The following is a 21305-nucleotide window of genomic DNA, read 5'->3' as shown; positions in this document are numbered from 1 at the left end:
ACCCGGGACATGGTCCGGACCGGCGCTGGGGGAGCGATGAGGCTGCTGCGAGGTCGTGCGAACCACGGCCACGGCCGGGGGGTCGACGAGGTCGACGTGCTCGAGCTGCGCGTGCACGGCGTCGCGAACACTCCGCCGGCCGCGATGCTCGGCCTCGACCCCACGCAGGTCGAGCAGGTCGACGGCGACGGGCTCGGCAGCTTCTGGACCGCGACGGCGCACGCGGCCGAGGTGGAGCGACCGCCGGGCGACCCGCGCACGCCGCCGCCGGGCGTGCGCCGCGAGGCGTACTCGTGGGGCGCGATGGCGAGGCTGTCGACCGTTCCGGGGCTGGGGCGGGCGTCCGGGCTCGTCGCGGGCGTCGTCCGCGCGCTGTGGGTGCTGATCATCCCGTTCGGCCTCGCCAACGTGGCGTACTGGGCGCGTGACGCCGACGAGAGCCCGGGGCGCCGGTCGTCGGCCGCCGGGGGTCTCGTGCGGCTGTTCGGGCTGACGCTCACGCTGCTGTGGACGGCATCGGCGGCGACCATCACGCTCGGGATCGTCGGCGCGCAGTGCTACGGGCCACGTGAGACGCTCGACGCCGGCTCCGGGTCCGTGCAGTACGTCATGACCTGCACGGCGCTGCCGTCCCAGCTCGACGCGTGGGCGCGGTGGTCGAGCGGCTCCCGGACGGCCGTCCTCGCGGTGCTCGCTGCGTTCGCCGTCCTCGCGCTCGCGGCCGTGGGCTCGACGGGTCGCGTGCGGTACGAGCGCGCGATGTCGACGACGAAGGCGCTCGGTCTGACCGCGGACGGTGCGGGCGCCGCGGCCGACGACCGTCCGTGGCCCATGCTCGCCCGCCCGGGCTTCTGGACCCACGCCCGGCGCTCCTCGGTGCTCTGGTACCAGCACCTCGCGGCCGCGTTCGCGCTGCTCGCGGTCCTGCTCGCGTGGCACTTCGTGTACCGCGACCAGCCCGGGTGCTGGCGTGCGACCGGCTTCGGCGCGAGGGGCTGCCTCGGGTCGGACGTGTGGTCGGCTCCGGGACATGCGCCCTGGGCCGTGATCGTCCTCGTCGGGTCGCTGCTGCTCGTCGCCGTGGCCGTCCGCGTGTCGAGGGTGCGGCTCGACCCGTTGCCGCACGGCACGTCCGGCCAGCAGGTGCGCACGAGCGATGCCACCGTCTCCCGCGCTGTGGACGCGTCGCTCTTCCTCGTCGGGCTCGCGCTGTTCGTCTGGTGCGTGGTCGACGTCGCGACCTCGGGCGACGCGCCGCTGCGGCCGGCGGACCCGACGGCCGTGCCGTTCCTCGGCCTGGCGGCGGTGCCGAGCCTGCTCATCGCGGTGATGGTGCTGCTGTGCGTCGTCGCGGTCGGTGCCCGGGCGCGGGTGCGCGCGGCGGTGTGGGCGCCGCTCGTGGTGCTCGCGATCGTCGGCGGCCTGCTCGCGCTGATGTGGCCCGACGGAGGCGGTGCGGTCGCGAGCCGGGCCGTCGCGGCTGCGGCCGTGCTCGTGCTCGTCGTCGTGGTCGTCGTCGCGAACGCCCGGCACGCCGCGCGCGACCGGGAGGGGTGGGGCGGGCGCGGGCCGTTCGTGCTGCTCTCGATGGCGGCCGGGACGGCGATGGTGCTCAGCGCGACAGCCGTGCTCGGCGTCGTCGCGTGGCTCGAGGCGCCCGGGGCTCCCGAGAACGCGACGGTGCCCGACGACGTCACGGCGGCCCTGCAGGCCGTGGGCGACGCCGACCGGCTGCGTGACCCGGTCACGGTGGCCGTCGCCGCGCCCGCGCACCTGGTGACGCCGCCGGGGTACACCGAGTTCGCGGTGATGAGTGTCGCGGTCGTGGCCGTCGTCGTCCTGCTCGTCGTCGGGCTCCTCGCACGCATGGGTGCGCTACGCGGCACGCCGCTGCCGGTCTCGCCCGCAGGTCCGCACCCGTCCGCGCCCCGGACCGGGGTCGAGGCGGCCGTGCAGCGCGGCAGGCGGCACGCGGCTCTCGCGCAGCGCGCGGAGCGGGTGGTCGGCATCGTCGGCGGGACGTTCTTCGTCGCGCTCGCGGCGACGCTCGTGCTGCCGGCACCCGACGCGGACGTGGGCGGTCCCTTCGCGGGACCGTGGTCGGCCGGGGTCCGGTGGTCGACGACCGCGGTGGTCATCGCGAGCGGGCTCGTCGTCGCGAGCGTGGTGCTGGCGGGCTCGAACGCGTCGCTCGCGCGCCCGTGGGGCCTGCTCTGGGACCTGATGTGCTTCCTGCCGCGCGCCGCGCACCCGTTCGCGCCCCCGTGCTACGCCGAGCGCGTCGTGCCGGAGCTGCGGGCGCGGATCGACGCCTGGTTGGGCGACGACCGCCCGGCAGCGTCGCTCACCGCGCCGCAGCTCCGCGACCTCGCGCACCGCAGGGTGGTGCTCAGCGCGCACAGCCTCGGCGGGGTCGTGTCGGTCGCGACGTTGCTCGCGCGGTGGGACGGGCCGCGCGGGTCGCACGACGAGCGGGTCGCGCTGCTGACGTACGGGACGCAGCTGCGCGCGTACTTCGGCAGGTTCTTCCCCGAGCTGTTCGGGCCGGCGGTGCTGGGGACGAGCCCGACGAGGGCCGCGCGGCTGTGGGCGAGCGACCCGTGGCGGTCGGACCCGCCCGCGGCCGCTGCTCCCACGGGGACGACGCTCGTCGACTCGCTGACGACACCCGCGGACCCGCGTTCGCGTCGTGGCCCGACGGTTCGCTGGCGCAGCCTGTGGCGGCGCACGGACTTCATCGGCTTCCCCGTCGACTCCTACGACGTCGCGGCGACCGAGCTGGACCACCCTGCGCAGGAGGTCGACGGGACGGCCTACCTGCTCAAGGTCGCGGCCCACAGCGGGTACCCCGCGGCGGCGGAGTACCGCTTCCAGCTCGGCGCGTTGGTGACGGCGCTGCGGGGGAGTCCCTAGGCTGCGGTCATGGATCCCGACCGGGTGGTAACCGGCGGTACGGTGACGTTCCGCCGCGACCGCCTGACCTATGCCTTCTACGGCAGCTTCGTTATCTGGGGCTGGGTCCTGTACTCGTTCAACCCGAGCGTGCCGCTGCTGGCCGACGACTTCGGCATCTCGCTCGCGCAGGCCGGCCTGCACGGCACGGCGATGGCGCTCGGCGGCATCGTCACCGCGCTGTTCTGCCCCGCCCTGGTGCGCCGCGCCGGCCGCCGACGCGCGCTCTACACGGCGTTCGCGCTCGTGGTCGTCGGCACGACCGGACTGGTCACCGCTCCCTTCCTGGCGTGGAGCCTGGCCGGGCTGTTCGTGCTGGCCGTGGGCGGCAACGTGGCGATCAGCGCCGCGCAGCCGGGCCTCGCGATCCACCACGGAGCGGCCGCGTCCGCCGCGGTCACCGAGGCGAACGGCGTCGGGTCCAGCATCGGGCTCGTCGGGCCGCTCGCGGTGGGGGCGTTCGTCGCGGTCGGCTGGGGATGGCGCCCGGCCGTCGCGATCGTCGTCGTCATCACCGCGGCGGCCGCGTGGCTCGTCTCGCGCAACCCGGACGGCGGGGCGATGACGCCACCCGCCGGGTCCGACGTGCTCGCGCCGGGGCGACCGCAGCCCGTCGTCGGGTCGGTCGAGGCGCTCGCGGTCGCTGTCGTCGACCCAGCCGTCCGGCACCAGGACCCCCCGGGCGCGCGGGGGGCGCTGCGCAGCGGGGCCGCGATCTGCTTCCTCGTCGCGGTGGTCGCCGCGATCGCGCTCGAGATGACCACCACGTACTGGTCCGCCGACCTGGTCAAGGCCCAGACCGGGGCGGGCGCGGGCATCGCGACGGCCACCACGGCGGGCCTCGTCGCCGGCATGTCGTTCATCCGGTTCCTCGTCGGGCCCATGACGCTGCGCGTGCCGCCCGCCGCGATCCTCGTCGCCGGGTTCGCGGTCGCCATCGTCGGCTGGGCCGTGCTCTGGACCGCGACGAGCGCGTGGGTCGCGATCGTCGGCCTCGTCGTCGCGGGGCTCGGCTACGGCGTGCAGTACCCGCTGTCGATCACGCTGCTGCTCGTGTCCGTCCCCGGGGCCGACGACGTCGCGCAGGCGCGTGCGACCCTCGCGGGCGGGATCGCCGTGGGCGTCGCGCCGTTCGCCCTCGGGGCGCTCGCGGACTCCGTCGGCATGCACACGGCGTTCGCCGTGGTGCCCGCGATGGCCGTCGCCGGTGCGGTCGCCGCGCTGCTGGGCGGCCGCCTGCTGCGGGCGCGCGTCCTGGGATGATCGTCCGCGTGCCCCGCCTGGACCTGCAGCCCGTCACCGACCCGTCCGACGAACGGCTCGCCGACTACGTCTCCCTGACGGACGTCGCGCTCCGCTCGAAGCACGAGCCGGCCAAGGGCCTGTACATCGCGGAGAGCTCGACGGTCCTCGGCCGTGCGCTCGCGGCCGGTCACCGGCCACGCTCGGTGCTGCTCGCGCCGCGCTGGGTCCCGGACCTCGAGCGCATGGTCGAGGGTCTCGACGCCGACTGGGACGCTCCCGTGTACGTCGCCGAGGAGCCGGTGCTCGAGGCGATCACCGGCTTCCACGTGCACCGCGGAGCACTCGCGTCGATGCACCGCCCGCTGCTGGCGCCCATCGCGGACGTCCTCGCGGGCGCCCGCCGTGTCGCGGTGCTCGAGGACGTCGTCGACCACACCAACGTCGGCGCGGCGTTCCGCAGCGCGGCGGCGCTCGGCGTCGACGCCGTGCTCGTCACGCCCCGGTGCGCCGACCCGCTCTATCGGCGCTCGGTCCGGGTGTCCATGGGCACGGTGTTCCAGGTGCCGTGGACGCGCATCGAGGCGTGGCCGTCGGGGATCGACGACCTGCGCGCGGCCGGGTTCGTCACGGCGGCGCTCGCCCTGTCGGACGACTCGATCACGCTCGACGAGCTCGTCGCCGACCCGCCCGAACGCCTCGCGCTCGTGCTCGGCGCCGAGGGGCACGGGCTCAAGGCGCAGACGATCGCGGCGTGCGACCGCGTGGTGCGGATCCCGATGGCCGGCGGGGTCGACTCGCTCAACGTCGCCGCGGCCGCCGCGGTCGCGTTCTGGGCGACGCGCGTCGGTGCGGTGGCACGCCCATGAGCCCCGACGACCTCCTGCGGGACGCGTGCATCGCGTGGTGCCTGAGCGAGGTCCGCGGCGACGTGCGCCGCGTCCTGGTCGACGCCGCGGTCGCGTGCGTGCTCGCCGGCGAGCGCTCGTCGGCCGTCGCCGCGGTGGCTGGGCTCACGGCCTCGGCGTCATGGTCCGAGGTCGATCTGCTGGTCGCAGAGGTGGTGCGGACGTCCGGCATCCGCGTCCCGGAGCCGGGCTCGGCCGAGGCCGTCCGGGCGTCGCTGCGCGTGGCCGTGCTGCCGCTGGCCCGGGAGGTGGGCTCGGGTGCGCGCCCGCCGGGCGAGCTCGTCGCGCTCGTCGGTGCGTCGTGGGGGGCCGACGACGACTCGGAGCTCGCGGAGCTGCGACGGCTGGCGGTGCGGGACGAGGTGCTGCGCGGCGTCGCCGAGGAGCACGGGGAGGACGACGTGCTGCTGCGTGAGCGCGCCGACATCGATGCGGCCGTCGTCGAGGCAGCACGCGCCCTCGTCGCGCGACTGGCGTGACGCGTCGCGCGTCACACCGCGAGCCCCTCCACCACCTCGACCCCCGGCATCGTCGCGAGCAGCGCGCCCGGCATCGAGATCTTCGAGCGCCGCACCCCGCTGCCGAGCACGACGACCGCCCCGGCCTCGTCGTCGTCGCGCACCACGCGCGCGTCGACGAGCACGCGGTACGCCTCCGGGAGCCCGACGGGCGTGATGCCGCCGTACTCCATGCCGGAGTCGGCGGTCGCGCGGTCCATCGGCAGGAAGGACGCCTTGCGCACGTCGAGCAGCCGCTTGACGGTCGAGTTCACGTCGGCGCGGGTGGTCGCGCGGACGACGGCCGCGGCGATCTTCTCGACGCCCTCGCGTCGCCCCGAGACCAGGACGCAGTTGGCCGACGCCGACGGCACGAGCGCGTACGCCTCGGTCAGCGCCGCGGTGTCGGACATCGCCGGGTCGATCTCCGCGACGAGCACCTCGGTGGACACGCGCGGCTCGTCGGCCATCCAGCGTGTGAGGGCCGCGGCCGTGGCGGGCGCGAGCAGCTCGGGGCGGGACAGCGCGGGGACCCAGGTCAGCGACGTCATGCGCGCACGCTACCGACCACCGCGCGTGAGCGCTGGTAGGTCCCGCGCGTGAGCGCTGACAGGTCCCGCGCGTGAGCGCTGACAGGTCCTGCGCGTCAGCGCTGGTAGGTCCCGACGAGCACCGCGCGCGCGAGCGTGTGGAACAGCAGGGCGGTGTTCGCCGCGCCCGGCATGGCCTCGTGCGGCAGCCCCGACGACGGCACGTCGAGGGCGTGCACGACGAAGAAGTAGCGGTGCACCATGTCGCCGGGCGGCGGTGCGGCGCCGACGTAGCGGGCCTCGCCGTCGTCGCCCCGCAGTGCGAACGCACCGGCGGGCGGCTCGGCGCCCTGCGCGAGCTCGGTCACGTCCGCGGGGACGTCGAGCAGGGTCCAGTGCCACCAGCCGGACGGACCGGGTGCGTTGGGGTCGAACGCCGTGACGGCGAACGACCGTGTGCCGTCGGGGAAGCCCGACCAGGCGAGATGCGGCGAGACGTTCGAGCCGGCGTCGGTGTTGGTGTGGACGTCGGGCAGCCGTTCGCCGTCGCGGACGTCGTCGCTGCGCAGCTCGAACGACGGCACCGGCGGGAGCAGGTCGTACGGGTCGGGGGCGACGGGACGGTCGAGAGAGGTCATGGCGCCATCCTCGCCCCGGCCTGCGCGCCGCGCCCGGCGAGGTGTCAGGACCCGTCGGACAGGATCGCGCGGCGGGGGAGCAGGCGGTCCAGACCGACGATCGCGAGCCCGAGCACGAAGAAGCCGATGCCGTAGAGCAGCACGTTGAGCAGCAGGCCGCCGTACCCGATCGAGTCGACGTCGACGAACGGGTACGGGTACGCGCTGCCGGGCGCGAGCACGCCGCGGACCGTCGTGAACGCGCAGTACGCCACCGGGTAGAGCAGCCACCACGCCGCGGTCGAGACGTGCAGGCGGCGGTGGGGCACCATCAGCACGAAGTGCACGAAGGCCGCGATGGGCGTGAGCCGGTGCACCAGCTGGTCGTGCGTGAGACCGAGCGCGCGACCTCCTGACCAGGCGGTGCGGGCGCGAGGATGAAGTAGGAGACGAGCCCGGTGATGAGGATGAACAGCGTCACCGCGCCCAGGAGCCAGGCCGACGGTCCGGGGCGGCCCGCGAACGCCGCGACGCCCGCCCACGTCATGACCAGCGCCAGGAGCAGGTTCGACTGGTTGGTGAAGTACACGTAGTCGGTGAGGTGGAACGTGACCCCCGTGCTCGGCGCCCAGAACAGCGCGACGAACGTGATGGCCGCCAGGGCCAGCCGGTAGGTCCCGACGACGAACCGCATCCCGCCTCCTCGTGCACGAGCCCGCAGCGTCGCGGTGCGTGCGCACGATAGCCGACGAGCGGGTGAAGGTCGTGTCACCGCGCTTCGAGGCTCTGCGGCGGATTGACACCCGGGCCGTCGAGGCGTGTACTAGTGGTGTCGAACAAATGTTCGAGCATGACGTTCGACTCAGGGTGACGTCGCAGGTCAGCAGCCATTTCTGGCGGCTCGTCGGTGGTGCGGAGGTGGCAGTGAGCGGCTCGACGACCCTCCTGGACCGCGCGGCGATCGCTCGGGCCGCCCTCGCCCGTGCCGAGCAGCGTACGGGGGCGCGCAGCGTGGTGCGCGCCCCCGTGGAGCCAGTCGATCAGCCCGACGTCCCCGCACCCCGACGCACCTCGTTGCTCACCACCGAACGACCGCCGCTGCCCGTGCCCCCGCAGCTCACCGACCTGTTGCCCGACGGCCTGCGCCGCGGCGCGACCACCGCGGTCCTCGGCTCGACCTCGCTCCTGCTCGCGCTCCTCGCGCACGCCTGCGCGGGTGGTGCGTGGGCCGCCGTCGTCGGGCGTCCCAGCGTGGGGCTGCTCGCGGCCGCCCAGGCCGGGGTCGCGCTCGACCGGCTCGCGCTCGTGCCGCGGCCGGGGCGGGACGCCGCGCCGGTGCTCGCCGCGCTCGTCGACGGGCTCGACGTGGTCGTCGTCGGAGACGTCGCGCTCACCGATGCGGATCGTCGCCACCTGTCCGCCCGTGCTCGCGACCGCGGTGCGGTGCTCGTCGCGACGACCCCCTGGCCGGGAGCGAACGTGGTGCTCACCGCGACGCAGGAAGGCTGGACCGGGCTCGGGGCGGGGGACGGACGGCTGCGCACGCAGCGGCTGCGCGTCGAGCGCACGGGCCGCGGCGGGTCGGCGGCACTGCTGGCCGCCCGCCTGACCCTCCCGCTGGGGACGGAGGACGAGCGCGTCCTCGTCGAGCGTCCAGACGAGCACGCCGACGAGCGCACGCTGCGGCTCGTCGGATGAGGCGCGTTCGATGAGGTGGGCACGATGAGGTGGGCACGATGAGGTGGGTGCGGTGAGCACGCGCACCACCGTCCTGTGGGTCCCCGACTGGCCGGTGGTCGCCGCGGCGACGGCCGACGAGGTGCCCGGCCACCTGCCCGTCGCGGTGCTCGACGGGCAGCGCGTGGTGGCGGTCTCCGCGATCGCGCGCACGCAGGGCGTGCGCCGCGGCATGCGCCGGCGCCAGGCACAGGGCTGCTGCCCTGAGCTGGTGCTGCTCGCGGCCGACGACGCGCGCGACGTGCGCATGTTCGAGCCGGTCGCGGTCGCTGCGGAGAGCGTCGTCGCGGGTGTCGAGGTGGTGCGACCCGGGATGCTGCTGCTGCCCGCGGGCGGTGCGAGCAGGTACCACGGCTCGGAGGACGCGCTCGCGGAGCGGCTCACCGACGCCGTCGCGGAGCGTACGGGGCACGAGTGCGGCGTCGGCACCGCGGACGGGCTGCTCGCCGCGGTGCTGGCCGCCCGCACGGGGGCACGCGTGGCACCGGGGGAGTCGGCGGCGTTCCTGGCCGGCCGGCCGATGGCCGAGCTGGTGCACGCCGCGGTGAACGACGAGGTCGCCGCGCAGGTCACCGACCTCGTCGACCTGCTGCACCGCCTGGGGCTGCGCACGCTCGGCGCGCTCGCGGCGCTGCCGGTCACCGACGTGCGCGCGCGCTTCGGCCGGCTCGGCGCGTGGGCGCACCTGCTGGCGCGCGGCGACGACGAGCGTCCGCCCGCTCGTCGTCGGCCCGAGGCGGACCTCGAGGTCGCCACCGAGCTCGACCCGCCCGTGGACCGCGTGGACACCGCGACGTTCGCCGGTCGCCGCGTCGCGGAGGACCTGCACGCGATGCTCGTCGAGCACTCCGTCACGTGCGGGCGGCTGCAGATCGCCGCGCGCACCGACGAGGGCGAGGACCTGGTGCGCACGTGGCGGACCGACCTGGGCGGCTGGGGCGGCCTGACCCCCGCGCGCATCACGGACCGCATCCGCTGGCAGCTCGAGGGGTGGCTGACGTCGGCAGCGGTCGCCACCGCGCGCAGCCGCGCGGGGGACGCCCGAGCGCTCGGCCGTCGTCGGCCGCGTCCGTCCGACGACGACGTGCCGCAGCACGACCTGCCGCCCGACGACGACACCCGCCCCGTCACCCTCGTCCGGCTCGCCGTCACCGCGCTCGACGTCGCACCCGCCGGCGCGGAGCAGGGCAGGCTGTGGGGCGGCCCCTCGGGCGGCGACCTGCGCGCGCACCGTGCGCTGGACCGCGTGCAGGGTCTCGTCGGCGGGTCCGGGCTGCTCACCGCGACGCTGCAGGGCGGCCGCGACGTGCGCGACCAGGTGCACGTGCGCCCGTGGGGCGAGCAGAGCACGCCGCCGCGCCGGGCGGACCTGCCGTGGCCCGGGCGCCTGCCCGACCCCGCGCCCGCCACCGTGCTGGACCCGCCGCTGCGTGCCGAGGTCCGCGACGACGAGGGGCACCCGGTGCTGCTCGACGCGCGCACCGGGATGAGCGCCGAGCCCGCGTGGGTGCGGGTGCAGCCGGTGCGGGACGACGACGTGCAGGACGACGGGCCGATGCGGGCACGGCGCGTCACCGGCTGGGCCGGCCCCTGGCTGCTCGGCGGAAGGTGGTGGACCGGCGAGACGACGAGGGCGCACGTGCAGGTGACGTTCGACGAGGGACCGGCCGCGCTGCTCGCGTGCGGCGCGGCCGGCTGGACCTGCGAGGCCACGTATGACTGACGCCCGCTACGCCGAGCTGCACGCGCACTCCGCGTTCAGCTTCCTCGACGGCGCCAGCCAGCCCGAGGAGCTGGCCGCCGAGGCAGCGCGGCTCGGCCTGCGCGCGCTCGCGCTCACCGACCACGACGGGCTGTACGGGGTGGTCCGCTTCTCGCAGGCGGCGAAGGCCGTCGGCCTGCCCACGGTGTTCGGCGCCGAGCTGCACCTGCCCGCCCCCGACGGCCGCCGGCACCCGCGCGAGCGCACCCGCGCGACCCCCGGTCTGCCGGTCCTCGACGCACCCACGGGCGTGCCCGACCCGCGCGCGAACCACCTGCTGGTCCTCGCGCGCGGCCCGGACGGGTACCGCGCGCTGTCCCGCGCGATCGCCGAGGCGCACCTGCGCACCGGGACCAAGGGTGCGGCGGACTACCGGCTCGACGAGCTCGCGGAGGCATCGCGCGGGCAGTGGCTCGTGCTCACGGGGTGCCGCAAGGGATCGGTGCGGCGTGCGCTCGCGGGCGGCGACCCGTCCGGCGGCCCGGTCGCTCCCGACGGGCTGCGCGCTGCGCGTCGCGAGCTCGACCGGCTCGTCGCGCTGTTCGGCCGGGACGACGTCGCGGTCGAGGTGACCGCCGCGGGCGACGCCTACGACGCCGAGCGGGCCGACGCGCTCGCGGAGCTCGCGCGCGACGCCGGGCTGCCGCTCGTCGCGACGACGAACGCGCACTACGCGACGCCGCGCGACGCGGACCTCGCCGGGGCCCTGGCGGCGGTGCGCGCCCGCTCGTCGCTCGACGACCTCGACGGCTGGCTGCCGGGCGCCCCGAGCGCGCACCTGCGATCCGCTACCGAGATGCTCGCGCTGCACCGCCGCCACCCGCAGGCCGTCGCCACGGCCGCGGCGCTGGCCGACGAGTGCGCGTTCGACCTGTCGCTCGTCGCCCCGGACCTCCCGCCGTACCCCGTGCCGGACGGCCATACCGAGGCCACGTGGCTGCGCGAGCTCGTCCGGCAGGGAGCGCACGACGTGTACGGGCCGCCCGAGCGGGAGAAGACGGCAGGGGCGTACCGCCAGCTCGAGCACGAGCTGCGCGTCATCGAGGACCTCGGGTTCCCCGGCTACTTCCTCGTCGTGTACGACCTCGTCGACTTCTGCCGGCGCAACGGGATCTTCGCGCAAGGACGTGGCTCGGCCGCGAACTCCGCCGTCTGCTACGCGCTGCGGGTCACCGCGGTGGACGCCGTCAAGCACGGGCTGCTGTTCGAGCGGTTCCTGGCCCCCGAGCGCGACGGGCCGCCCGACATCGACGTGGACATCGAGTCCGCGCGGCGCGAGGAGGTCATCCAGTACGTCTACGAGAAGCACGGCAGGCAGCACGCCGCGCAGGTCGCCAACGTCATCTCCTACCGGCCGCGCTCCGCGGTCCGCGACGCGGCGCGTGCGCTGGGGTACGACCAGGGTCAGCAGGACGCATGGGCGTCGTCGATCGAGCGCTGGGGGAGCCTGTGCCCGCCGCCCGAGGCCGCACAGCCTGCCCCGTCGCGCGCCGACGAGCGTGCCGGAGGCGCGGTCCCCACGCGCGCGCAGCGTCCGCACGCCGGGCACGTCGGTCCGTGGCCGCCGCAGGGGGGCGGCCACGGACCGGGCGGTGCACCCGTGCCGGAGGCGGCGCTCGCCGTCGCCACCGCACGCGAGACCCGGCGGGCGGACCGGGCCGCGATGTGGGGGAACACGTGGGAGCCGCCGAGCCGGCCGACACGCTCGCCGCGCGGCACCGAGGTCCCGGGGCTCGCCACGGACGACGGCCACGACGTCGTCCCCCTGGTCCGGCCACCCGCGGCGAGCGACCTCGACGAGATCCCCGCGCAGGTCGTCGACCTGGCCGACCGGTTCCTTCGCCTGCCGCGCCACCTCGGCATCCACTCGGGCGGCATGGTGATGTGCGACCGGCCGGTGATCGAGGTGTGCCCCGTGGAGTGGGCGCGCATGCCCGGGCGCACGGTGCTGCAGTGGGACAAGGAGGACTGCGCGGACGCGGGCCTGGTGAAGTTCGACCTGCTCGGGCTCGGGATGCTCACGGCGCTGCGGATCGCGTTCGGCTTCGTCGCCGAGCACGAGGGGCAGGTCCTCGACCTGCACGACCTGCCGCACGAGGACCCGGGCGTGTACGAGCTGCTGTGCGCGGCGGACACCGTCGGGGTGTTCCAGGTGGAGTCGCGTGCGCAGATGGGCACGCTGCCGCGGCTGCGGCCCGAGCGGTTCTACGACATCGTCATCGAGGTCGCGCTCATCCGGCCCGGTCCCATCCAGGGCGGCTCGGTGCACCCGTACATCGAGCGCTCGCACGGGCGGGAGAAGATCACCTACCTGCACCCGCTGCTCGAGAAGTCGCTGAGCAAGACCCTCGGCGTGCCTCTGTTCCAGGAGCAGCTCATGCAGATGGCGATCGACGTCGCGGGCTTCAGCGGCGCGGAGGCGGACCAGCTGCGCCGGGCCATGGGCTCGAAGCGCTCGACCGAGCGCATGTACGCGCTCAAGGACCGCCTCATGAGCGGGATGGCGGCCAACGGCGTGACGCCCGAGGTGGGGGAGCAGATCTTCGACAAGCTCAAGGCGTTCGCCGACTTCGGGTTCCCCGAGTCGCACGCGTACTCGTTCGCGTTCCTCGTGTACGCGAGCGCGTGGCTGAAGGTGTACCACCCCGCCGCGTTCTACGCGGGGCTGCTCGCGGCGCAGCCGATGGGGTTCTACTCGCCGCAGAGCCTCGCGGCCGACGCGCGACGCCACGGGCTCGAGGTGCTGCGTCCGGACGTGCAGCGCTCGGACGTGCAGGCGTGCGTCGAGCGGACAGGTCCATCGCCCGACGACGGCGAGCCGCGGCTCGTGCCGAGCGCGAGCGGCACGGGTCGGACCGCCGCACCAGGTGTGCGCACCGCCTCGTCGTCACCCCGGTCGCTCGCGGTGCGGCTGGGGCTCGCGGCGGTGCGGTCCGTCGGGGAGGAGGTCGCGCAGCGGGTGGTCGACGAGCGCCGCGTGCGCGGCCCGTTCGTCGACCAGCGTGACCTCGTGCGCCGCGTGCGGCTGACGACCGCGCAGCTCGAGGCGCTCGCGACCGCCGGCGCGCTCGACGGGCTCGGCGTGGACCGCCGCGCAGGGCTGTGGGCGGCCGGCGCGCTCGCGCAGGAGGGACCGGACACGTTGCCCGGGGTCAGCGTGGGAGTCGCGGCTCCCATGCTCCCCGGGCTGAGCGACCTCGAGACGGCCACCGCGGACGTGTGGGCGACCGGTGTGTCCGTCGACTCCTACCCGACGCAGTTCGTGCGCGACCGGCTCGACGAGGCGGGCGTGCTGTGCGTCGAGCAGGCGTACCGGCACGAGGACGGGCGTCGGGTCGCGGTCGCCGGGGTGGTCACGCACCGTCAGCGTCCGGGGACGGCGGGCGGCATCACGTTCCTGTCGCTCGAGGACGAGACCGGGCTGCTCAACGTCGTGTGCTCGGCGGGGCTGTGGCAGCGGTTCAGGACGACCGCGCGCACGTCGCGCGCGCTCGTCGTGCGTGGGCTGCTGGAACGCGCTGACGGTGCGACCAACCTGGTGGCCGAGCACCTCGCACCGCTGTCGCTCAAGGTGCGCTCGTCGTCCCGCGACTTCCGCTGACGCGCGTATCTGGAGGACCGGGACGCGACTCCTCAGGTCACGGCGCCGACGAGGGTGCCCCGAACCCCCGCTGGAGTCGACATGCGCAGGTCTCGCACCACCACAGCCCCGCACGCACTGCGCCGCTACGCCCCGGCGGTCGCGGCCGCGACCGTCCTCGCGATCGCGCTCGGCGCCCCGCCCGCGCTGGCCGCCTACGACGCGGCCAAGGCGCACGACTCGGACAAGGTCGACGGCAAGCACGCCGTGAGCTACACGACGAAGGCGTCCAAGCGGGCCGGAAAGCTCGTCGCGACCAACAGCAAGGGGCAGCTGCCGAACAACATCATCGCGAAGGCGCCCGACTCCTCGAAGGTGGGCGGGCTGGGCGCGGTGAAGTCGTCCACGAGCGCGTCGGGTCGCAAGGGCAAGCTGGTCGCCACCGACAGCCACGGTCGTCTGCCGAACGACATCATCGCGAAGGCGCCCGACTCCGCGAAGCTCGGCGGGACCGCGGCGGGCGACTACTACAAGCGCAGCACGGGCCTCGTGAGCGGCTACGCGCAGCAGGATCCTCGGATCATGGAGCTCGCAGCGGGCGCTGGGCCACGCACGCTCGCCTCGGTCCCGACCACCGTGCCCGACCCGTGCGGCGCCGGCCGGACAAGGTACAGCTACCTGTTGAACGGGAGCGCCTGGCTCCAGGGCGACTCCGCGACCCAGCGGTCGCTCGTGCGCGCGCAGGTCACCGCGGGCACGGGGGTCGACTACGGCCCGGGCCTCGCGATCGTCACGATCCAGGCGGACTCGACCTACAACAGCTACAGCCAGATCTCGAGCACTGCTCGGCTCACCGTCGGTCCGGGGCCCGTGACGTTCCGCCTCCTGGTCGACACGCTGTTCAGTCCTGGTAAGGCCAACGCCGGTGACGGATCTCTGAGCGTGGTCGACGCGGGCTACACCTGCGTGCCGGCGGGAGCCGACGTCGCACCGAGGTCGTCGACCGACGGCACCAGCCACGGTGCGGCCGGCCGCTGACGCCACGGCGGGGGGGGGGGCGACTCGGCGTCCCGCCACCCCGCCGCTCACGGCTCAGGACGTCACGGCGTCACGACGAGCGGCGTCGAGCCCGCCACCAGCCTCCAATCGGGGTTGGTCGCCGAGAACGTCGCCGGGTCGACGACCTGGTGGGCCGTGACCCAGTCGATCAGCAGCTGGCGGATCTCCTGCTGGCGGTTGACCAGCACGGGCGCCGACGTGACGCCCGGGAAGTTGCCGCCGCCCGACTGGCGGTAGTTGTTGATCGCGACGACGAACTGCTGGTCGTCGGCCACGGGCGTGCCGCCGTACGCGAGGTCCACGACCCGGCTCCCGACGGGCCTCGTCAGGTCGATGTCGTAGGTCAGCGGCGCGTCCAGCCCGGCCATCACGTCGTAGTTGTAGTCCGGCGTGCCGGTCGGTGCGGTGGGAGTCACCGCGTTGGTCAGGGCCGACGCCGGGTACGTCCCGGGGCCGTCGACGTGCTGGAAGTACTCCGCCGACTTCTCCAGGTACGCCTTCACCTGGGCACCGGTGAGCTTGATGCCGAGCAGGGTGTTGTCGTAGATGTACAGCCCGGCGACGTCACGCACGGACACGTCGCCCGCCGGGATCGCTGCGTCCTTGTTGAACGGCGCGGCGATAGAGAGGACCGGGAGGTCGGCGTCGTCGCCCGTGAGGTCAGACCTCACCGACTCGGCCTGCACGTGGTTGATGAAGTCGAGCGCTGCGGTGTCCTCGTACCGAGCGGTCGCGGCGGACATGGCTTCCTTCGAGGTCCCGATGACGCCGTTGACGTAGGTCACGACCTTGTCGTGGGCTGCCGAGAGCTTCTTCACGATGCGCGGGTCCTCGGGCACGGTGTTCGAGTTGAGCACCTTGGACGTCACGCCGTCGACGCCCCAGCGGCCGCGCGACCACGTGAGGTCGATGTCGAAGACCGTGAGGCGCTCGCCCCACCTGAGCGGCTCCGAGAGCACGACCGGCTTCCCGGTCTGCTCGTTCGTCACGACGCGCTGCGCGATCTCCTGGTGCGCGTGGCCGACGAGGATCGCGTCGATGCCCGGGACCTGCTGCGCGACCAGCGTCGAGGCGTTCTCCGGGAACGGGAGGGCGTCGCCGTAGGACGACGAGGTGTCCGCGCCCGAGTGCGCCGCGACGACGACGACGTCGGCCCCCTTGCGACGCATCTCCGGCACGTACTTCTTCGCCTGCTCGACGAGCCCGTCGAAGCGCATCTTGCCTTCGACGTTGGCCTTGTCCCAGATCGCGATGCCCGGGTTGGTCAGTCCGAGGATGCCGACGCGCACCGGGCGCCCGTGCGGTCCGCGGACGGACTTGATCACATAGGGGGAGAACGCCGGGCGGCCCGTGGTGTCGTCGATCGCGTTCGCGCCGAGGAGCGGGAAGTCGAGCTGCTTCTGGAACGTGCGCAGCAGCGGGATGCCGTAGTTGAACTCGTGGTTGCCGAGCGCGGCGGCGTCGTAGCCGATCGCGTTCATGGCGACGGCCATGGGGTGCTTCACGGTCCGCGAGATCGGCTCGACCTTCGCGTAGTAGTAGGCGAGCGACGTGCCCTGGATGGTGTCGCCCGCGTCGATGAGCAGCGTGTTCGAGCGTCCTCGCTCGGCACGGACCTGGTTCACGAGCGTCGAGACCTTCGCGAGGCCGATGTCGTTGTGCGCGCTGTCGTCGTACTCCGCGTTCTTGAAGTAGTCCCAGTTGAGGGCGCTGCCGTGCAGGTCCGTCGTGCCCATGACGGTGAGCGCGTAGTCATCGCCCGCGTGTCTGTGCTCGTGCCCGTGACCGTGCCCGGTGTCGTGCCCGTGGCCGCCGGCGGTGGCCGGCGACGCGAGCGCGACCAGCGTGATCGCCGCGGTGATGCCCGCCGCGATCCGTCCCGTGCGGCTTCTCAGGACGTTCTTGCTCATGCCAGAGTCCTCCCTGTGTGTCGGCTGTACCGGGTTGCGGCACAAGGCGCGACGCTAGCCCTGACGGGTGACATGGGCACGCCGAACGGGTGAACGGTGACGCATGGTCGATCGGCCGCGCGGGATCGCCGGGACGGCGCGCGTGTCGGTGGGTTGTGGTGTGATCGGGACATCCAGGCAGCCAGCACACGTGACCCCAGGAGAGACCCGATGATCGTGACCGTGCTTCTCAGGCCCGCCGGCACAGGAGCGCGACGGTGAGCGGGTTGACGTTCCGCGGCAACCTGGACGGGACGGTGCTGCTCGGCGCGCTCGACGCGATCGCCGGCCTCGTGGCGTCGCCCGAGGTCGCCGGGGCGTGGGACGACGGGTCCGCCCTGCGCGGGATGACCGTCGGCGGGCTGACCCGCCACCTCGTGAGCCAGGCGGAGACGGCGCTGGAGTTCCTCCCGCTCGAGGTGCCCGCGCACGCCGACCACGTCTCGCTCGCGGAGTGCTACGCGCGGAGCGACTGGCTCATGGCTCCGGTCGACGCACCGGAGAACACGTCGATCCGTGACGACTTCGTCGCGATGGCCGCGGGTGGTCAGAGGCACTCCGTCGCGATCCTCGCCGATGCCCGCCGCCGTCTGCCGGCGGTGCTGAGTGCTGCCGGACCGACCACCTACGTCCCGTGGCAGGACTGCGTGCTCGCGACGGAGGACTTCCTCGCGTGCCGGCTCCTCGAGATCGTCGTCCACGCCGACGACCTCGCAGCCAGCGTCGGTGTGCCGACCCCTGGCTTCGACGACGCGGCGGCGGACCCGGTGCTCGCGACGCTCGCCGTGGTCGCCGGGCACCGCCACGGTGCTCCCGAGGTGCTCCGCGCACTGGCGAGGACGGAGCGAGCGACGGGCAGCGTCTCCGCGTTCGGCTGATGCGGTGAGCTCCCACGACACGCTGTCCGTGCCGGCGCGGACGGCGCCCCGCTCAGCCCGGCACGTAGTCGAACGTGTCGGGGTCAGGCCCGGTCCGCTCACCCCGGTCGAGCCCGTCGATGTCGGCCATGTCGGTGTCGGAGAGCTCGAAGTCGAACAGCGCGAAGTTCTCCTCTACGCGCGCCCGCGTGACGGACTTGGGGAACACGATGTCCCCGCGCTGAAGGTGCCAGCGCAGGGTCACCTGCGCCGTGGTGCGACCCGCCTGCTCGGCGATTCGCACCAGGACCGGGTCGTCGAGCACCTTGCCCTGCGCGATGGGCGACCACGCCTCGGTCGCGATGCCGTGCTCGGCGTCGAAGGTCCGCACGTCGTCCTGGCGCAGGTACGGGTGCACCTCCACCTGGTTCACGGCCGGTGTCACGGTCGACTCGGCGTGCAGGCGGCGCAAGTGGTGCGGCTGGAAGTTGGAGACTCCGATCGCGCGAGCGCGACCCGACGCGTAGATCTCCTCCATGACGTGCCAGCGCGCGACGACGTCGGTCACGGTGAGCAGCGGCCAGTGGATGAGGAACAGGTCGACGTGGTCCGACCCGAGCGCGTCGAGCGTCCTGTCGAAGGACGCGAGGGCGTCGTCGCGCGTGAGGTTCGAGTTGTTGAGCTTGCTCGTGACGAACACGTCGTCGCGGGCGAGGCCCGACTCGGCCAGCGCCTCGCCCACGCCGTGCTCGTTGCGGTACATCTGCGCCGTGTCGATGTGGCGGTAGCCGACGTCGAACGCGTCGAGGACGGCTGCCTTTGTCTGCTCCGGCGGGATCTGGAAGACGCCGAAGCCGAGCTGGGGGATCTCGACGCCGTTGTTGAGGGTGACGGTGGGGACAACAGGCACGACCGCTCCGATCCACAGGTTCAGGGGTTCGCACCCAGTCTGTGGCGGCGACGCCACGGTCGCATCCTGGTCGGGCGGGTCAGCGCCCTTGCACCGACCAGTGCAGGCCCGGCCAGTAGGCCCACTCCTCGAAGTGCCGTACCCGGCCGTCGTCGGCGAACCGCAGGACCCACAGGTCGCGGTACTCCTGGGGCTCGGCGCCGGTGTACCGGACCTCGACGCGCACCACGGCTGTACGGTCGTCGGCGATGACAAGCTCGGCGTCCATCGCGAAGGTCGTGTCGTCGTCCCAGAAGGCCGCGATCGCCTCGATGCCGTGCAGCCCCGCGTCGTACGGCGAGCGCAGGTAGCGGGCGTCCGGCGTGAACAGCTCGTCGAGCCGCGCCGTGTCCTGCGAGCGCCAGGCTTGCTCGTACCCGGCGACCCATGTCATCGCGTCCGTCGTGGCCATGCATGCAGTCTGCTGCAGACCGCACGATCGGACCTGGGCGCGACGGCCGACGCGCGCCCGCCGCCGGCATGTGCCTACGGTGCGCCATGGCGACCTCTCTGAGCACGGGCGAAGCGGCCGACGAGGACTTCGTCTCCCTGACCACCTTCCGCAGGACCGGCGTCGGTGTCGCGACGACCGTGTGGGTCGTGCGCGACGGCGAGGCGCTTCTCGTGACGACGCCCGCGGGGAGCGGAAAGGTGAAGCGCCTGCGCAACGACCAGCGCGTCGAGCTGCGACCGTCGAGCCGTACGGGCAAGGTCGCCGACCATGCCCCGGTCCTCACCGGCACGGCCGAGCTGCGGGACGACGAGCAGGCCCATGCGACGACGGCGCGGCTCATGCGTTCCAAGTACGGGCTCGAGTACCGCGTCCTCACGCTCGTCGAGAAGATGAGCCGCAAGCAACGTGAGCGGATCATCGTGAGGATCACGCCCGACCACTGACGCGGGCGGTCGTAGGGAGGCTCCCGGCATGTGCCGCTGGATCGCGTACAAGGGATCGCCGGTGATGCTCGCTGACCTGCTCTACAAGCCCGCGAACTCGCTCGTGATGCAGAGCCTGCACAGCCGGATGGGTGCCGAGCCGACCAACGGCGACGGCTTCGGCGTCGGCTGGTACGACGAGCACGCGTCGGAGCCCGGCCTCTTCCGCAGCATCGAGCCGGCATGGAGCGACCGCAACCTGCGGGAGATCGCGCAGCACGTCCGCTCGGGGACCGTGCTCGCGCACGTGCGCGCGACCAGCGGTTCGGCGGTCCAGCAGACCAACTGCCACCCGTTCCGTCACGACCGCTGGCTGTTCATGCACAACGGGCTCGTGCAGAGGTTCGGAGAGCTCAAGCGTGACCTGCAGCTCGCGGTCGCGCCGGAGCTGTTCCCGACGATCGAGGGCAGCACCGACTCCGAGACGCTGTTCCACCTCGCGCTCACCTTCGGGCTGAGCGACGACCCGCCGACGGCCGTGGCCCGCGCGATCGGCCTCGTCGAGCAGGTCGCCACGCGTCGTGGGGTCGCGTACCCGTTCCAGGGGACGATCGCCGTGACCGACGGGGAGCGCGTCTGGGCGTTCCGGTACTCGTCGGAGGGGCGCTCGCGCACGCTCTTCCACAACCAGGACGTCGCGGTGCTGCGCCACCAGTACCCGGACAACCCGGTGCTGCACGGCCTGCACGACGACTCGCGCGTCGTCGTCTCGGAGCCCCTCGGGGACCTGCGGGGCGCCTGGCTCGAGGTGCCGGAGGGCTCGTGCCTGGTGATCGGCGGCGGGACCCAGGAGACGATGCCCTTCACCCCGGCGGCCTGACGCAGGGCGGCCCGGACCCTCGACGCCTCGGGCATCTTGTCGCCGGATCGCACCGGGCGAGGCAGCAGACGGCGGGGGAGGGCGCGCTCGCGACGGATGCCGTGCCGCGGGCGCAGCACCGCGTCGATGACCTGCGAGCGCTGCTCCGCGACTTCCGGTCCCGCTCCGCCCACGTCCCGGCGTTCGACGCGGCCGCGGGCGCGGTGGGCGCGCGTGGCACCTGAGGCAGAAGGGCGTGCTGCGGTGACGGCGCTCCTGGACCCCCGCGTCGCCGAGCTGGTGCGCGACGGCGGGCTGCGGGTGGGCGAGCACGAGGGTGGCTTCACGATCAGCACGAGCGACGTCCGCAAGGTCGTCACGGACGTCGAGGGGACCCTGAGCGTCGAAGCGGTGGAGCGGGGCGCCTCGAACGGCTTCGACCTGCTCACCGAGGACCACGACGTGCTGCAGCGCTACCTGGTGACGTGGGTTCTCAACCGTTGGCGTTCCGCGCACGGGCTCGGGTTCCTGTCGACCGCCGGTACCCGGGAGGCACCTGGCTACGTCCTGGCCGCCGCCCGCGACCGCGACGGCGCACCCGTGTGGGCGAAGGCCCGCCGCTGGCTACGCCGCTGACCTGCTCGACCGAAGGTGCCAGATCAACGACGAAGGCCCCCGATCGGCGGGATCGGGGGCCTTCGTCGTCGCTGTCTCAACGAGTGTCCGGAGGGGGACTTGAACCCCCACGCCCTTTCGGGCACTAGCACCTCAAGCTAGCGCGTCTGCCATTCCGCCACCCGGACAGGTGGACCGCAGGAGATCCGTGGATCCCCTCAGGTGCGGCATGAAAGATAGCACGGTGCGGCGCGCAGGCACGCATCGGTCCGGCGGTGCACACTGACGTGGACGGGCCCGACGACGGGCCGCACCT

General features: G+C 73.9%; 19 protein-coding genes and 1 tRNA gene. 12 read left to right on the top strand and 8 right to left on the bottom strand.

Features of this window, described 5'->3' with window-relative positions:
- Positions 1-36 precede the first annotated feature (36 nt).
- Genes AW16_RS0101610 through AW16_RS0101595 form a run of 4 tightly spaced genes read left to right on the top strand, consistent with a single transcriptional unit; the run spans position 37 to position 5581 of the window.
- Complete coding sequence (locus AW16_RS0101610; protein WP_029287584.1) at positions 37-2913, top strand: hypothetical protein; 2877 nt, start codon at positions 37-39, stop codon at positions 2911-2913.
- Positions 2914-2922: 9 nt separating this feature from the next.
- Complete coding sequence (locus AW16_RS0101605) at positions 2923-4215, top strand: sugar MFS transporter (protein ID WP_051681560.1); 1293 nt, start codon at positions 2923-2925, stop codon at positions 4213-4215.
- Complete coding sequence (locus AW16_RS0101600; RefSeq protein ID WP_051681559.1) at positions 4212-5063, top strand: RNA methyltransferase; 852 nt, start codon at positions 4212-4214, stop codon at positions 5061-5063. Before AW16_RS0101605 ends, AW16_RS0101600 begins: the two co-directional genes overlap by 4 nt.
- On the top strand, positions 5060-5581 hold the full coding sequence (locus AW16_RS0101595; protein ID WP_029287578.1) for a hypothetical protein: 522 nt from the start codon (positions 5060-5062) through the stop codon (positions 5579-5581). The genes AW16_RS0101600 and AW16_RS0101595 overlap by 4 nt, the downstream gene beginning before the upstream one ends.
- Before the next feature lie 11 nt (positions 5582-5592).
- Here the strand turns inward: AW16_RS0101595 and AW16_RS0101590 are convergent, their stop codons facing one another.
- The 4 genes from AW16_RS0101590 to AW16_RS17425 all read right to left on the bottom strand — a co-directional run bounded on the left by AW16_RS0101590 (position 5593) and on the right by AW16_RS17425 (position 7440).
- Positions 5593-6150 (bottom strand): YbaK/EbsC family protein, encoded by a 558-nt coding sequence (locus AW16_RS0101590; RefSeq protein ID WP_029287576.1) that lies wholly within the window; start codon positions 6148-6150, stop codon positions 5593-5595.
- A 95-nt stretch (positions 6151-6245) separates the two neighbouring features.
- Positions 6246-6767 carry a YbhB/YbcL family Raf kinase inhibitor-like protein gene (locus tag AW16_RS0101585; protein ID WP_029287574.1) on the bottom strand — a complete coding sequence of 174 codons (522 nt, stop codon included), beginning with the start codon at positions 6765-6767 and terminating at the stop codon, positions 6246-6248.
- 44 nt (positions 6768-6811) lie between these two features.
- Entirely contained in the window at positions 6812-7093 is a 282-nt protein-coding gene (locus AW16_RS17430; RefSeq protein WP_231495909.1) for a Pr6Pr family membrane protein, read from the bottom strand.
- The gene (locus tag AW16_RS17425; RefSeq protein ID WP_051681557.1) at positions 7078-7440 is read right to left on the bottom strand and encodes a hypothetical protein; all 363 of its coding nucleotides are present in this window, start codon (positions 7438-7440) and stop codon (positions 7078-7080) included. Before AW16_RS17425 ends, AW16_RS17430 begins: the two co-directional genes overlap by 16 nt.
- Positions 7441-7613: 173 nt before the next feature.
- Between AW16_RS17425 and AW16_RS0101575 the strand changes: the two genes are divergently transcribed.
- From AW16_RS0101575 to AW16_RS0101560, 4 genes are all read left to right on the top strand, one after another.
- The gene (locus AW16_RS0101575; RefSeq protein WP_231495908.1) at positions 7614-8444 is read left to right on the top strand and encodes a hypothetical protein; all 831 of its coding nucleotides are present in this window, start codon (positions 7614-7616) and stop codon (positions 8442-8444) included.
- 52 nt (positions 8445-8496) lie between these two features.
- Positions 8497-10206, top strand: a complete 1710-nt coding sequence (locus AW16_RS0101570; protein ID WP_034647972.1) for a DNA polymerase Y family protein — start codon at positions 8497-8499, stop codon at positions 10204-10206.
- Positions 10199-13846 (top strand): PHP domain-containing protein, encoded by a 3648-nt coding sequence (locus AW16_RS0101565; protein ID WP_029287569.1) that lies wholly within the window; start codon positions 10199-10201, stop codon positions 13844-13846. The genes AW16_RS0101570 and AW16_RS0101565 overlap by 8 nt, the downstream gene beginning before the upstream one ends.
- An 81-nt stretch (positions 13847-13927) precedes the next feature.
- On the top strand, positions 13928-14863 hold the full coding sequence (locus AW16_RS0101560; protein WP_029287567.1) for a hypothetical protein: 936 nt from the start codon (positions 13928-13930) through the stop codon (positions 14861-14863).
- 62 nt (positions 14864-14925) lie between these two features.
- On the opposite strand, the gene AW16_RS0101555 is transcribed toward AW16_RS0101560, so the two are convergent.
- On the bottom strand, positions 14926-16794 hold the full coding sequence (locus tag AW16_RS0101555; RefSeq protein WP_029287565.1) for a bifunctional UDP-sugar hydrolase/5'-nucleotidase: 1869 nt from the start codon (positions 16792-16794) through the stop codon (positions 14926-14928).
- A gap of 257 nt (positions 16795-17051) precedes the next feature.
- Between AW16_RS0101555 and AW16_RS0101550 the strand changes: the two genes are divergently transcribed.
- Positions 17052-17711, top strand: coding sequence for a maleylpyruvate isomerase N-terminal domain-containing protein (locus AW16_RS0101550; RefSeq protein ID WP_029287563.1), 660 nt, complete (start codon positions 17052-17054; stop codon positions 17709-17711).
- A gap of 52 nt (positions 17712-17763) precedes the next feature.
- On the opposite strand, the gene AW16_RS0101545 is transcribed toward AW16_RS0101550, so the two are convergent.
- Positions 17764-18600 (bottom strand): aldo/keto reductase, encoded by an 837-nt coding sequence (locus AW16_RS0101545; RefSeq protein WP_029287561.1) that lies wholly within the window; start codon positions 18598-18600, stop codon positions 17764-17766.
- Between the two features lie 79 nt (positions 18601-18679).
- On the bottom strand, positions 18680-19051 hold the full coding sequence (locus AW16_RS0101540; RefSeq protein WP_029287559.1) for a nuclear transport factor 2 family protein: 372 nt from the start codon (positions 19049-19051) through the stop codon (positions 18680-18682).
- An 86-nt stretch (positions 19052-19137) separates the two neighbouring features.
- Here AW16_RS0101540 and AW16_RS0101535 point away from each other — a divergent pair, with 86 nt between their 5' ends.
- The 3 genes from AW16_RS0101535 to AW16_RS0101520 all read left to right on the top strand — a co-directional run bounded on the left by AW16_RS0101535 (position 19138) and on the right by AW16_RS0101520 (position 21010).
- On the top strand, positions 19138-19536 hold the full coding sequence (locus AW16_RS0101535; RefSeq protein WP_029287557.1) for a PPOX class F420-dependent oxidoreductase: 399 nt from the start codon (positions 19138-19140) through the stop codon (positions 19534-19536).
- A 28-nt stretch (positions 19537-19564) separates the two neighbouring features.
- Positions 19565-20395: a class II glutamine amidotransferase gene (locus tag AW16_RS0101530; protein ID WP_029287554.1), complete on the top strand. Its 831-nt coding sequence runs from the start codon at positions 19565-19567 to the stop codon at positions 20393-20395.
- A gap of 243 nt (positions 20396-20638) precedes the next feature.
- A complete protein-coding gene (locus AW16_RS0101520; protein ID WP_029287552.1) occupies positions 20639-21010 on the top strand; it encodes a hypothetical protein in 372 nt (123 codons plus the stop codon).
- Between the two features lie 84 nt (positions 21011-21094).
- Here AW16_RS0101520 and AW16_RS0101515 read toward each other — a convergent pair.
- A tRNA-Leu gene (locus tag AW16_RS0101515) sits at positions 21095-21177 on the bottom strand.
- Positions 21178-21305: the final 128 nt, after the last annotated feature.

Source organism: Cellulomonas sp. HZM (assembly GCF_000708885.1).
Classification (GTDB): Bacteria; Actinomycetota; Actinomycetes; order Actinomycetales; family Cellulomonadaceae; genus Cellulomonas.
The sequence above is the reverse complement of the archived record's forward strand: the minus strand, read 5'-3'. Positions and strand labels throughout refer to the sequence as shown.